Below are 12959 nucleotides of genomic sequence, written 5' to 3'. Positions count from 1 at the left end.
AGCTCCAGCGCGCGCGGCGCCACATCGACGGCCACGACCCGCGCCCCGCAGGCGGCGGCGATCATCACGGCGGACAGCCCGGCCCCGCCGCACCCGTGCACGGCCACCCACTCGCCCGCCCGCGTACGCCCCTGCGCGACGACAGCCCGGTAGGCGGTCGCGAACCGGCAGCCGAGGCCGGCGGCGGTGACGTACGACATGCCGTCGGGGAGGGCGACGAGATTGACGTCCGCGTGGTGCACGGGAACGTACTCGGCGAACGACCCCCAGTGCGTGAAGCCGGGCTGCTCCTGCCGCTCGCACACCTGCTGCTCCCCCGCCGCACAGGCGGCGCAGCGCCCGCAGGCACACACGAACGGTACGGTGACCCGGTCGCCCACCCGCCAGTTGCCGACGCCGGAACCCACGGCGGCGACGGTGCCGGAGAGTTCGTGCCCGGGAACATGGGGCAGGGCGACCCCGGAGTCGTGCCCCATCCACGCGTGCCAGTCACTGCGGCACAGCCCGGTCGCCTCGACCCGTACGACGACCCCGTCGGCGGACGGCACGGGATCGGGGACCTCCCGCACCTGGGCCAACTCCCCGAACGCCTCAAACACCACAGCCCGCACGAGCGCTCCCTTGCCGTACCTCGTTCGTTCATTTCCGTCCCGGATTCCGGCGGAACCGAGGCGATCGAACTATCTCAAGGTGGGGCACCGGGGGCGGAGACCGGGGCGGCGGGGTGGTGTGTGCCGTGAACCTGTTCCCGGTCCGGTGGCAAGTACCGGTGAACAACGTTCATTCCGCCGAGGTAACGGATCACAGATGACCGAATTGCCGCGCCCACCCTCCCCGAGGGCCGGCGTACCCCGCGAGACGGCCGAGGACGACGACGCCTCGCTCATCGCGGCCTCGCTCGACGAGCCGGAGCGGTTCGCGACGCTCTTCGACCGGCACGCGCCCGCCATTCACCGGTACGTGGCACGTCGGCTCGGGCGCGACGCGGCCGACGATGTCACGGCGGAGACCTTCCTCGCCGCCTTCAGGATGCGCGCCCGTTACGACGTCGCCCGGGCTTCCGCCCGTCCCTGGCTCCACGGCATCGCGGCCAGGCTGATCAGCAGGCACCGCCGTGACGAGGTCAGGGCCCTGAAGATCCTCGCCCGCACCGGACACGACCCCGTGGCCGAATCCTGGACCGAGGGCGCCGACGACCGCATCGCCGCGCACGCGGTCTCCGGCCCGTTGGCCAAAGCTCTCTCCGGGCTCTCCCAGGGCGATCGGCACGTCCTGCTCCTCTTCGCCTGGGCCGACTTCACCTATCTGGAGATCGCCGAGGCCCTGGACATCCCCGCGGGGACCGTCCGCTCCCGGCTCAACCGGGCCCGTAGGAAGCTGCGTTCCGCACTGGGCGAGCTCGGTCCCGTACTCGAATCACGCATGCACGGAGGTAGCACCGTATGAACGAGATCCGTGAGACCCGAGCCCTGCGCGGCGACTGCCCGCTGCCGGACGCGGACCAACTCGCCCCGTCGCGCGCCCGGATGCTGCGGGCCGCGCTGGAGGAGAGCGGCGGCCGGAGGAACGTCCCGCGATCCGGCGCCTCCTCCGGCCGACTCCCGCGCCGGAGGATGATCCTCATCCCCGCCGCCGCGGCCCTCGCCGTCGTCGGTGGTGTGATCGCGCATCAGCCGGGGAACACCGCGGCGCGTCAGCCGGGCAGCACCGGCGACGGCGGCCCGCGGGTCCTGTCGGCGGCAGCCTCCGCCCAGGCTCTGGAACTGGCGGCGGCCACGGTGGAGAACACCGGCGCCACCGAGCCCGGCCCGAAGCAGTGGGTCTACGAGAAGAGCACCGTCTTCATGCAGGGCAAGCCCCAGACGTCGGAGCAATGGGACCGCTGGGACGGTACGGGGTCGGCCACGCTGCCCGGTGTCGCGCCGGCGGGGGACGCAAAGGACTTCGACCCGAACAAGCTCCACGTCTGGTACGGGCCCAACCAGGAGGAGAAGTGGAAGAAGGAGGGCTACGACGACCGCTCCCAGCGTCAGTTCTACCGATTCCTCAGCACGCTGCCGAGCGACCCCGAAGCGATGATGCGACGCGTCCGCGAGGAGCACGCCATCGGTGACGTCAAGGGCGAGACAAGGGCGGAGCGCGACTGGCGGGAGCTCAGTGTCCTCTACCGCTCCGTGCTCATCCCGCCGAAGGTGCGGGCCGCCATGTTCCGGGCGATGGCCGACATCCCCGGGACCCATGTGGAGAAGGACGTCAAGGATCCGCTCGGGCGTAAGGCGATCGCGGTGACCGTGAATTACGCCGAGCCCACCCCGTCCGGCTGGCAGGGCAAGCAGGAGATCTTCTTCGATCCGCACACGTACATGTACCTCGGAGAAAAGGACCACGGCGGATCCGTGAAGGGCGTCACGGTGCCCACGGGCAAGAAGGGCACCGCCGCACCGGGGAACGCGAAAGCGATCCAGGCGGACCACGCGATCGTCACCGCCAGGGTCGCCTGGGGCGTCGTGAACAAGCCGGGCGCGCGCGACTGAGCGACCGCGCGACGGGCGACGGGCGTCGCCGTGCGGGGCTCGGCGGAGACCCGGGGCCTCTTCGAGCACGGCGTCGGCCCGTAGCCGTCGTCCCGTCGGCCGCCGGCCGCCGCCCGCCGTCACATCAGTTCAGGAACTACAGCAAAGTGTCGTACCGCTGATCAGGCTCGCACTCGGCGAGGCGAGAAAAGAAACCGTGTCGACGACGTGGCCAAGGTCCGCCCGGCGTCCCCGGGGCGATTCTTCGGACGTCGTCCTTCCCCGCGTCGCGCCGGCCGATCCGACCTCGGCGATCACGGTGTTCACGCGCACTCCGGTGGGGGCGAGTTCCGCGGCCCAGGCGTGAGTCATCGACTCGATGCCGGTCACCGATGCCGGGCGGTCGGCGGTCGCGTCGTCCGCGGCCACGGGAACGACGTAGACGATGACTCCCTGTTCCCGCTCGACCATGCCCTCGGCGGACGCGACCGGCGGACGGGACAAGGGTGAGTTGCTCCTCAGGACGGCCTCGGCGTCACGTTCGTCATATCCGTCCGGTCGCGGCCCGGGGCGCTCGGCAACGGTAATGACCATCGCGTCCACCGCGCCTTTCTTCGAGCCGGAGGTCACCGCGAACCCGTCCTCGGTCAGCCGCTCGGCCACCCGGCTCCCGAGGCCGGAGAGCGGACCGGTCACGAGCGCCCTCGGCGGATGGATATCCAGATTCAGTCGCTCCTCAGTCATGATTCCTCCCATGACAGTCTCGCCGGAAAGGGCTCCGGCGGAGTCCTCCCCGTCGTCGCCACGCTTTTCCATTTTAGTGACAGTGACAGCTCACTCTCTACATGAGCTTCTTCATCCTTTTCCCCGGCATCGCCCTGATGGCGAGCGACAGGGGCGCCCAGGGGAAGAACGGAACATACCCCTTTGCCTTCTCCGACTCGATCGCCTTGAAGAGGGACTTGGCTCCCGCGCTCGCTCCCGTGACGTACGGACGCTTCAGGCCGTGCTCATCGTTCAACTCGGATTCCATGTAACCCGGCTTCAGCGTAGTGACCTTGATGGCTGTGTCCAGGAGGTCGTAACGAATTCCGTCGCCGAGTGAGGAGAGTCCCGCCTTCGACGCGTTGTAGGCGGTGAGCTTGCCGGGCATCGCGCGGACACCGCCGAGCGACGAGATGATGACGAGATGTCCCGAGCCTTGGGAACGGAACATCCGGACCGCCGCCTCGGCCTGCGCGAGGGCAGAGACGAAGTTCGTCGTCAGTGTCTGCCTGTTCTCCTCGAAATGCCCACTGCCCACCGACTGGCCGCGATTCACTCCCGCGTTGACGACGACGCGGTCGATGGACCCGAGTTCGTCGTGCAATTCGTCGAACGTCTCGAAAACCTGGAGATGGTCATTCACATCCAGCTTCCGAACGGCAACCTTGACGCCATGGGCCGCCTCCAGCTCCGTACGTAGTTCCTCAAGCTTGTCGATGCGTCGTGCGCACAGGGCCAGATTCCTGCCGGCGGCCGCGAACTGTCTTGCCATGCCTTCGCCGAGACCCGAACTTGCGCCAGTTATCAGGATATTCTTTCGCATGATGACTCCGACCTCTCGCAGATAAACACTCCTGCGAAAATTGACGTCACATTTTTCGGTTGGCTCGATTCAGCGGGCGACGGACTCCGGCCGCGGCTGACTGCTCCGGTTGTGGGGATGGTCCGCGAGCAGGGGCTTGAAGGCGCGGGTGTGCTCGTCGACGAGCACTTCGATCCGGCCCGCCTCCAGTCCGTCCACGGTCGCGGACACGAAGTCACTGACGGGGATCTTCGGGAGAGTGATGCCGTCGGCCATCTCGGTGTCGACCAGTCCGGCGTGGACGGCCACGACGCGCGTGTGCTGTCCGGCCAGCTCGTCGCGGACGGAGTTGTTCAGGGACCAGGCCGCCGACTTCGTGGCGCTGTACGAACCCCAGGGCGCGTAGTTGATGAAGGAGAGCACGGAGAGCACGTTGACGACTGCTCCGCCGCCGTTCGCGGCCAGAACGGGCGCGAAGGCCCGGATCATGGACAGGGTGCCGAAGTAGTTCGTCTCCATCTCGTCCCGCGCGTCCTGTGCGCTCGGGGTGGAGAGCAGCGGTGCGCCCCGGAAGACGCCGGCGTTGTTGACCAGCAGGGTGACGTCCTGGCACCGGGCGGCCGCCGCGGCGATCTGGTCGGGATCGGTGATGTCGATCCGGACGGGTTCGATGTCCGGGTCCGTGATCGTGTCGGGCCTGCGGGCTCCGCCGTACACCTTCGCGGCGCCGCGCTCGAGCAGTTCCCCGGCGAGGGCCCGGCCGGTGCCGCGGTTGGCACCGGTGACGAGTGCTGTCGCGCCCCGCAGGGGAAAGGGGGTGTCGATGTCTGTCCGAGTTGTTCCTGTCTCTGTGTTCATCACTGTGTTCGCCATACGGCCAGAGTGGGTCGATCAACCGCTCATCCGGCGGCCCGATCAGCGCTCGATGTGCGCTCATTGCGAGCCCGGCCCTGAGAGCTCCTGCTGCCACAGGTAGCCGATCACGCGGTCGACCGCCCGCGCCACGTGCCTGCGGAAGGTGGACAGCGGCACACCGAGCCGCTCCGCCGCCGCTTCCCGGGTGGGTACTCCGCGGAAGTAAGCGGTGGTCACGGCCCGGTGCAGCGGTTCTGCCCGCGGGTCCCGCCCGAGGGCGTCCACGGCGTCGACGACGGCCTCTCTCAGCGCTCCCGCGAGCGGACCGTCCGCCGGTCCCCCGGGCCCGGGCCGCTCGCCTCCCCGCATCCGGTCGGTGACGAGTCTGCTCCGAAGGAGCGGACTCGCGGCGATCACGTCCGGACGCCGCCAGGCTCGCAGGACCGCGCGTACGGCGTCGCCGAACTCCTCGCGCGACAGTACGGCCAGGTCGGAGGGGTCCTCCTCGCCTCCGGCCGTGGGGCCGTCGCCGCTCCGAGGGCCGTACAGCTCACGCGCCACGTATCCGTCGAACCACGGTCCGGCCGGGGCCGCCCGCCAGTCGTGGCCGAAGAGCGCGTAGGTCCTGCCCCCGACCGAAGGATCCGCCGGAACGCGCCGCTGCTCCAGATACGCCATCTGCGGCCCCCAGAACTCCGGATCGGCCACCACGAGGTACGACCACGCCGGGCGCACCGCGCGGAGCCATTCCGACAGGACGCGCATCTGGACCAGGTCGGTCACCGGCGAGGGCCGCTGGTAGGCCGCCGGATCCACCAGGAACCTGGCCAGCGCGACGTGCTCGCCCGCGCGGACGGGCGCGGCGGAGCGGGCGTGCGCCCAGGCCGCGGCGACCACCGGGTCGGCCGCGGTCTCCTCCCGGCGCTCGGCCTCCGTGACCGCGTCCGTCACCGCGGGCAGCCGTAGCCACGCCATGAACGCGACGGGCTCCGCCACCCCGGGGCCCTGGCCGGTGGGATCGTCCGGACGGGTGCGCCGGTAGACGTGGAAGGCCTCCGGCTGCCGGTCCAGCCAGAATTCCACGATGCGCGCCGACTCGGCCCCCTCGGTCTCCGCGGCCAGCGCCACGACGGCTGCCCGGTCCTCCGTATGACAGGCGTCCTCCCACAGGTCCGGCTCGGTGCGCCAGGTGAAGAAGCCGGTCATGCCCTCGGTGTGCCGGTGGACGAAGATCAGCGCCTCCATCAGGTGGAGCAGTGCCGTGCCCTCCGCAGTCCGGGCCCGGTCGAGGAGATGGTCACGTACGGCCAGGTGAACGGCCTCGTAGCCCTCCGGGTCGCGCCACCGCAGATCCGCGTCGAGCGCGGCGCGGACGATGTCGTGCGGATACAGCCCTTCCGGCCCGGTCTCGACGTACGGAAGCGAGCGCAGCCAGCCGAACAGCCCACCGGCGTCCGTATCGGAGGGCAACACGGCACGCAGCAGTTCCTCCGTCGTGTTGTGCGCGTGCGCGCAGACCTCCAGGACGCGGCGGTGGAGCCCGGACGGCAGGGTGCCGACGAGCTGGGCGAGCAGGTGTTCGATGACGTCCTGGCCGGGGCTCCACCTCTCCGCCGGGCCGGGCCCGGCTCCGCCGGGCTCCGCCCGCGGGGCGTCGTCGGCCGTTCCGCTCCCGGAGCCCGCCGCCACCTCGGCGGCGAGAGAGAGCGCCAGCGGATGCCCGCCGGTGAAGGCCAGGAGAGCCCGCCGCATCCCGGTGGGAACGCCGCGGCCGTCGAGGAGTGCGACGGCGTCCTCGGGAGAGAGGTTGCGCAGACCCACGGTCCGTACCTCCTTGCCCCACCCGAGGTCGGTTCGCCAGCCGGGCTCCGGTGCGCGGCGGCTCGCGACGACCACGACTCCGTCACTCGGAAGCCGCGGCAGGAAGTCCTGCCGGAACCATTCCGCCACCGCGTCACACCGCTCGAAACCGTCGACGAGCAGCACAGCGCCGGGCGTGTCCACCGAGCGGCCCGCCGCCGCCCAGAACTGGCGTGCCGAACGGCCGGCCGTCCTTCCGTCGACCCGCACCACCGGGCGGCGGGCCGCCTCGGCGTCGTCGGCGAACCGCCGCAGCAGCGTGGACTTGCCGATGCCGCCAGGGCCGTGCAGATACAGCACGGCGAAGGCGTCGGGCGTGCCGGCCAGCGCGGACCGGAACAGATCGCGTTCCGGGCCGCGCCCGACGAAGCCGCGGGCCCGGGCGTCCCGCAGCCGCCGCCCCATCCCCGGCCCGCCCTCCTCGCTCCCACCTGGCGGGCGGCCCGGCGTCGTGCCGGTCATACAGCCAACGTAGGACTGTTCGGCCCGGGCTGCCTCCCTGGATTTCAGGGCGAGGCCGCTCCCCCCTGGTCGGCCGCCGCGCGAAGGTGCCGCCAGCGCACCGGGTCGCCGGCGTCGGCGCCTGGCCTGGCCGTGGGCAGCGGGGCGTGGCCGGCGCAGTCGAGGACGAGGGCTTCGTCGCCGCCCGGCTGGAACGCGTAGCCGACCCGGTCGAGCCGCGACGGCACCCCCCAGCCGTCGAGCGCGCCGCGCAGCCGGTCCAGTGCCTCGTAGGGGTGGTCGCTGGTGTGCAGCACCACCGGGAAGAGCCGGACCTCCCTGCGGGCCACCCGGACCAGTTCGAGCAGGGCGCTCAGGTGGAACTCCTCGCTCAGTTGCGCCCCGTAGGAGAACAGCAGGTGCGAGCTGAGTACGAGGTCGAAGGAGCGGTCGGGGAAGGGGAGTCGGGGCAGTGAGCCCTCGACGTAACGGTCCGGGCGGGCCGCGATGTCGGCGGCGAAGGCCCGCGCGGATTCGACCCGCAGCCGGGTGTACCGCTCGGCGTCCCCGAACCAGTCCCAGACGAAACGCGACGCGTGCTCCACCAGGAGCTGATGCTTGTGCTCGATCTCCCGCTCGGCCAGTTTCCCCAGCAGATGACGGTCCGGACCGTACTGCGGATCGACCGCGACGACATCGGCGCCCCGCTCCCCGGCCTCGGCCGTGAAGCTCGCCGCCCCGCCGGGGCAGTCCAGGATGCGCAGGCCGAGGTCGTCGTCCGAGAGCGCGAACATCGCCCGGTACTCGTCGAAGGAACGTGCGCTGATCAGCACCGCGTCACCCCCGGCCGATGTAGGGCATCGTGGTGGGCAGGACCGTGAGGAACTGCACATTGGTGTCCGGGGGCATCGACGCCATCAGCAGGAGGGCCTCGGTGAAGCGCGCCACCGGGACGGTCGCCTCCACCGCCATCGTTCCGTCGGCCTGCATGGCGGGCGGCTGCGGACTCCCGTCCACCGGCGCCACGTTGCCGACGTCGATCTGCCCGCAGGAGATGGTGTACGGGCGCCCGTCCAGCGACAGGGACCTGGTCAGACCGAGCACCGCGTGCTTGGCCGTGGTGTAGGCGATGGCGTTGGGGCGGGGCGAATGGGCGGACGGCGCGCCGTTGTTGATGATGCGCCCGCCTTGCGGGGTCTGGTCGCGCATGAAGCGGAACGCCTCCTGCGCGCACAGGAACGTGCCGGTGACGGTGGTGTCCATCACCCGCCGCCAGTCGTCGATCGACACATCGGCGACCGGCCTGCGCGGCACGGCCGCGCCCGCGTTGTTGAACAGCAGGTCCAGCCGGCCGAAGTGGCCGCGCACGGTCTCGAAGAGCGCGGCGACCTCGGTGGCGCTGCTGATGTCGGTGGGTACGGAGATCACCCGGTCCGGGCCGAGGCCCGACAGTTCGACGGTCTCTTCGAGCGCTTCCTTGCGCCGGCCTGCCAGCGCGAGCGACCAGCCCTGGTCCAGCAGGGCCAGTGCGGAGGCCCGTCCGAGGCCGCTGCCGCCGCCGGTGACGACACCGATCTTGCCGTGGCCGGTCACCGTTCGTTCATCCAGGCGCGCAGGATCCGGCGGGCTTCCGGACCTGGCACGTCGATGTAGGGCGACCGGCCGTGCAGCACACGGCTGTTGCGGATCAGCAGCAGATCGCCGACGGCCAGCCGCAGCCCGAACGCGATCTCCGGGCGGTAGAGCACCTCGTCCAGGAAGTCGAGGGCTTCGAGATGGCGGGCGTCCAGGTCCGCGGACGCCCGTACCGTCCGGGTCTGGTAGTAGCAGCCGATGGTCCCGTCGTCCTGCGTGAACAGGATGGGGGTGTGGATGATCTGCCGGCCGGCCCGTCCGGTCCGGTCGAACCTCCACTCCTCCTTGAGCAGGGCCAGCACGTCGGGACGCTCACGTTCGATGATGTCGTGGACGTGCCGGGTACTCGACAGCTTGGTGTTGCCGCCACCGTCGGCGGCCGGCTGGAGGCACAGCAGGACGAGCACGTCGCAGGTGTCGCAGTGGAAGCCCAGCTCGGTGGCGCCGTCGCCGTCGCGGTCACGCAGGATCGTCCACAGGTCGCCCTGGCCGTTCTGCGGTACGGCGCCGCCCACCTCGTCCAGGATGAACGAGAGGCTGGTGATGAGGTCGGCGTCGGACGCGTCCGGGGAGATGAGGTTCTCGATCCGGGCGAAGCCCACGGCGTCCAGGCTCCTCCCGATGAACGAGCGCGTGGCCGTGTACGCCGCCTTGCCCTCGTCCCAGTGCTGGGCCAGCGAGTCGGTCCACAGCAGTCGGCGGTCCCCGTCGGTGATCGACAGGGACCACACGTCGCGTGCGGACTCCAGGTACTCGCTGGTCCAGCCGACGCCGCCGATCGCGGTGTTGGTCATGGCGTGATCCGTCCTTTCGGGAGTCGTGGGGGCGTTCACCGGGTCGCCGTGGCGACGGCCTCGGCCCAGAGCGCGAGCGCGTCGTCGATCTGCGCGCTCGTGACGACCAGCGCCGGGAGCATCCGTACGACATTGCCGTGCACCCCGCAGGTGAGCAGCAGCAGGCCGAGGTCGGACGCTGCGCGCTGGACGCGCAGGGCGGTCGCGGTGTCGGGGGAGCCGTCGGGCAGGCAGAACTCGTTGCCCAGCATCAGGCCCGTACCCCGGACATCGGCGATGGCGGGGACTCCGGCGGCGGTCTTGCGCAGGCCGTCCGCCAGCAGGCGTCCCTGTTCGGCGGCGTTCGCCACCAGGCCCTCGTCGCGGATGACGTCGAGCGTGGCGAGCGCGGCGGCGCAGGCCACCGCGTTGCCGCCGTACGTACCGCCCTGCGACCCCGGCCAGGCCCGGCTCATCAGCTCGGCGGGCGCGGCGATCGCGGACAGCGGGAAGCCGCTGGCGAGGCCCTTCGCCGTGAGCAGTACGTCCGGTACGAAACCGGGGGCGTGCTGGTGGGCCCAGAACGCCCCGGTCCGGCCGAAGCCGGACTGGATCTCGTCGACCACCAGCAGGATGCCGTGCCGGTCGGCGCGCTCGCGGAGCCCGGCCAGGAAGCTCGGCGGCGCGGGTACGAAACCGCCCTCGCCCAGGATCGGTTCGACGAACATCGCGGCGGTTTCGGCGGGCGCGCTGGCCGTGGCCAGCACCTGGTCGAGACCGCGCAGCGCGTGCTCGGCGGCCGCCTCCTCGCTCATCCCGAGTCTGAAGGCATGCGGGAAGGGCGCCACGGCGACCCCCGGCATCAGCGGCCCGATTCCGGCACGGAAGCGGGTGCCGGCGGTGCTCATCGCCGCCGCGCCCATGGTGCGTCCGTGGAAGGAGCCCTCGAACACGATCACGTTCTGCCGGCCGGTGGCCTGCCGGGCGAGCCGCACGGCCGCTTCCACCGCCTCGCTGCCCGAGTTCAGGTAGAACAGCGAATCCAGACCGGCGGGAAGTACCTCGCCCAGCCGCTCCGTCAGGGTGAGCAACTGGTCGTGCAGCACGGTCGTGTACTGCCCGTGGATCAGCCGGCCCGCCTGTTTCTGCGCGGCTTCGACCACCCGGGGGTGACAGTGACCGGTGTTGGTCACGCCGACCCCGGCCGTGAAGTCGAGATAGCGCCGGTCGTCGGCGTCGTAGAGGTACATCCCCTCCCCTCGGGTGGCGATCACGGGGGTGGCCTGCTTGAGGACGGGGGAGAGCTGGGGCATGGCTTCACTTCCTGAGGTGGGTCGCGGGGTCAGGCGGAACGGTCAGGCGGTGCGGGCAGAAGGTGCGGACAGGGCGTACGGGCAGGCCGTACGGTGCCGCCGGTCAGGGCCGGCTGGGTGAGGGGAACGATGAACCGGCGTGCCGCTCCGGCCAGTCGGGGGAGGCGACGGCCGCCGGGAGGAAGCCGACGTCGGTCGCCCAGGACAGCGCCGCCGACCACCACCGCGCGGTCGGCTCGGCGAAGCGCACCCCGAGCCGGTCGAGCACCGAATTGGTCCACGAACTGTCGACGAGGACGTTGCGGTCGCCGAGTTGGGACCAGGCCGAGGCGAGCCGGGCCATGTCCGGATGGTGCTGTTCGGCGCGGGCCAGCGCCGCGGCGAACGCGGCGTCGTCGGTCAGCCGGACGGGATAGCCGTGCTGGGCCATCCACCGCACCAGGTCGTCGTGGGTGACGGTGTGCGGCGACTCGACGTGGTAGACGCCCGGCGCCGCGTACGGATGGGTCGCGATCGCCGTTATCCCCGCCGCCACGGTGTCCACGTGGGAGAACTCGAACGTCGTCGACGGCCGGCTCGGCGCCGCACCGGCGAGTACGTACCCCCGCACGGTCTGATAGATCCGGTTGTCCGCGATGTTGTCCTGGAACGCCCCGGTCCCGCTGTGCGCCGCGATGTGGCCGCTGCGGTGGATGTAGGCCTGGCGGCCGGAAGCCGCCCAGGCGCGTACGGTCTCCTCCGCCCCGAACTTCACCTTCTCGTACGGGGTCCGGAAGCTCTGGCCGATACGGAGATCCGCCTCGCTGAACCGGCGCCCGGGACCCTCCACGCTGCCCGAGACGGCCAGCGTGGAGATGTGGTGCAGTCGGGCGCCGGGGGCGTGGGTGTCGATCCAGTCGAGCAGCCGCCGCACCGCGGTGTTGTTGGTCCGCTCCAGCTCGACGGGCGAGGCCACCAGCCGTACGTCCGCCGCCGCGTGCACGACGACCCGGGCCGTACGGGCCCGCGCGAGCCCGGCGGGAGAGAGGCCGAGGCCCTCCTCGGTGATGTCGCCGGCGACCACGTCGGCGCCGCCGAGCCGCCGGGCCGCCTCGACGTCGCTCCTCCCGCGCACCAGACAGGTCACCCGTGCGCCGCGCTCGACCAGCTCGGCGAGGATGTGCCGGCCCAGATAACCGGTCGCCCCGGTCAGGAGTACGGGAGCGGGCTCGCGCACCACGTGCCAGCCGCCCCGAGGCGGTTCGGCGCCCCGGTGCAGCAGTTGACCGGAGGTGGACACCGTCGCTCGGACATGAGGAGCAGCGCCGGCGCCCGCCGCGTCCGCCACCGCGTGGGAGAAGGCGGTGAAGATCCCTTCCGCGTGGTCGTGGGACAGCCGTGGCCACGCGTACACCAGATCGGTCACCAGCCTGCCGTCGACGATCCGGGCGGTGAGGCGGAGCCGGTAGAGGGTGTCGCCGCTGGGACATCGGGCCGCCCCGGCCTGCTCGTCCGCCACCGACCAGCCCAGGGAGGGATCCTCGGGCAGCCGGAACGTACCCAGGAAGTTGAACCCGGCCTCGGGGCGCGCTCCTTCGACGTCCATCGGCAACTGCGGTGCCGTCCGGACGAGTTCTTCGACGTCGGACACCTGCCGCGCGCCGTCGTCGGCGGCGGCGTCGACGGCCAGCCACTTGACGGCGGTGAACCAGCCCACCGTGTCCAGGTACTGCCCGCCGTCACTGTCGGTCTCCCGGCCGTGGGTCTCCACCTCCACCCCGAGCCGCCGCTGACCGCTCCAGGCCAGCGTGGCGTCGGCGAACGCCGAGAGCAGCACCGCTTCGAGGCGCTGGGCCCGCCCGTGGCGTTCGACGAGGCGGCCGGTCGCTGCCTCGTCGAGACACCAGGTGAGGGCGGCCGGTTCGGCACCACCGGTGGCGTCGTCCACGGGGAGCCGGTCGCGCGCGGACCCCGCGTAGGGCACGGCGGTGGTCGGGGGCGCGGCGGCGGCCCACGCGTAGAA

Annotated in this window: 12 protein-coding genes; 2 read left to right on the top strand and 10 right to left on the bottom strand. The window is 71.4% G+C overall.

Going from position 1 to position 12959, the window contains the following annotated elements:
* On the bottom strand, window positions 1–611 hold a 611-nt coding region (locus tag QR77_RS18890; RefSeq protein ID WP_040028253.1), incomplete at its 3' end, for an alcohol dehydrogenase catalytic domain-containing protein.
* A 196-nt stretch (window positions 612–807) separates the two neighbouring features.
* Between QR77_RS18890 and QR77_RS18885 the strand changes: the two genes are divergently transcribed.
* Entirely contained in the window at window positions 808–1446 is a 639-nt protein-coding gene (locus QR77_RS18885; RefSeq protein WP_052488890.1) for an RNA polymerase sigma factor, read from the top strand.
* Window positions 1443–2534, top strand: coding sequence for a CU044_5270 family protein (locus tag QR77_RS18880; protein ID WP_063798046.1), 1092 nt, complete (start codon window positions 1443–1445; stop codon window positions 2532–2534). Before QR77_RS18885 ends, QR77_RS18880 begins: the two co-directional genes overlap by 4 nt.
* A gap of 129 nt (window positions 2535–2663) precedes the next feature.
* On the opposite strand, the gene QR77_RS18875 is transcribed toward QR77_RS18880, so the two are convergent.
* The 9 genes from QR77_RS18875 to QR77_RS18835 form a co-directional block, all read right to left on the bottom strand.
* Window positions 2664–3176, bottom strand: a complete 513-nt coding sequence (locus QR77_RS18875) for an SDR family oxidoreductase (protein WP_160310935.1) — start codon at window positions 3174–3176, stop codon at window positions 2664–2666.
* A 178-nt stretch (window positions 3177–3354) separates the two neighbouring features.
* Window positions 3355–4101: an SDR family oxidoreductase gene (locus tag QR77_RS18870; RefSeq protein WP_040023086.1), complete on the bottom strand. Its 747-nt coding sequence runs from the start codon at window positions 4099–4101 to the stop codon at window positions 3355–3357.
* Window positions 4102–4170: 69 nt separating this feature from the next.
* Window positions 4171–4953 (bottom strand): SDR family oxidoreductase, encoded by a 783-nt coding sequence (locus QR77_RS18865; RefSeq protein ID WP_201778814.1) that lies wholly within the window; start codon window positions 4951–4953, stop codon window positions 4171–4173.
* A gap of 60 nt (window positions 4954–5013) precedes the next feature.
* Window positions 5014–7257: an ATP-binding protein gene (locus tag QR77_RS18860; RefSeq protein ID WP_150130412.1), complete on the bottom strand. Its 2244-nt coding sequence runs from the start codon at window positions 7255–7257 to the stop codon at window positions 5014–5016.
* A 44-nt stretch (window positions 7258–7301) separates the two neighbouring features.
* A complete protein-coding gene (locus tag QR77_RS18855) occupies window positions 7302–8069 on the bottom strand; it encodes a methyltransferase domain-containing protein (RefSeq protein ID WP_040023082.1) in 768 nt (255 codons plus the stop codon).
* Window positions 8070–8073: 4 nt separating this feature from the next.
* Window positions 8074–8829 (bottom strand): SDR family oxidoreductase, encoded by a 756-nt coding sequence (locus tag QR77_RS18850; RefSeq protein ID WP_040023080.1) that lies wholly within the window; start codon window positions 8827–8829, stop codon window positions 8074–8076.
* On the bottom strand, window positions 8826–9665 hold the full coding sequence (locus tag QR77_RS18845) for a TauD/TfdA family dioxygenase (RefSeq protein WP_040023078.1): 840 nt from the start codon (window positions 9663–9665) through the stop codon (window positions 8826–8828). Before QR77_RS18845 ends, QR77_RS18850 begins: the two co-directional genes overlap by 4 nt.
* A gap of 35 nt (window positions 9666–9700) precedes the next feature.
* Window positions 9701–10957, bottom strand: coding sequence for an aminotransferase class III-fold pyridoxal phosphate-dependent enzyme (locus QR77_RS18840; protein WP_040023077.1), 1257 nt, complete (start codon window positions 10955–10957; stop codon window positions 9701–9703).
* A gap of 103 nt (window positions 10958–11060) precedes the next feature.
* On the bottom strand, window positions 11061–12959 hold a 1899-nt coding region (locus QR77_RS18835), incomplete at its 5' end, for an SDR family oxidoreductase (protein WP_150130572.1).

This window comes from Streptomyces sp. 150FB (assembly GCF_000818195.1).
Classification (GTDB): domain Bacteria; phylum Actinomycetota; class Actinomycetes; order Streptomycetales; family Streptomycetaceae; genus Streptomyces.
This window is presented reverse-complemented; position numbering and strand designations above follow the sequence as displayed.

Excerpts from the sequence above, each read along its gene's own strand:
- QR77_RS18840 (WP_040023077.1), bottom strand. The coding sequence starts at position 10,957 with ATGCCCCAGCTCTCCCCCGTCCTCAAGCAGGCCACCCCCGTGATCGCC.
- QR77_RS18885 (WP_052488890.1), top strand. The coding sequence starts at position 808 with ATGACCGAATTGCCGCGCCCACCCTCCCCGAGGGCCGGCGTACCCCGC.
- QR77_RS18880 (WP_063798046.1), top strand. The coding sequence starts at position 1,443 with ATGAACGAGATCCGTGAGACCCGAGCCCTGCGCGGCGACTGCCCGCTG.
- QR77_RS18845 (WP_040023078.1), bottom strand. The coding sequence starts at position 9,665 with ATGACCAACACCGCGATCGGCGGCGTCGGCTGGACCAGCGAGTACCTG.
- QR77_RS18865 (WP_201778814.1), bottom strand. The coding sequence starts at position 4,953 with ATGGCGAACACAGTGATGAACACAGAGACAGGAACAACTCGGACAGAC.
- QR77_RS18860 (WP_150130412.1), bottom strand. The coding sequence starts at position 7,257 with ATGACCGGCACGACGCCGGGCCGCCCGCCAGGTGGGAGCGAGGAGGGC.
- QR77_RS18870 (WP_040023086.1), bottom strand. The coding sequence starts at position 4,101 with ATGCGAAAGAATATCCTGATAACTGGCGCAAGTTCGGGTCTCGGCGAA.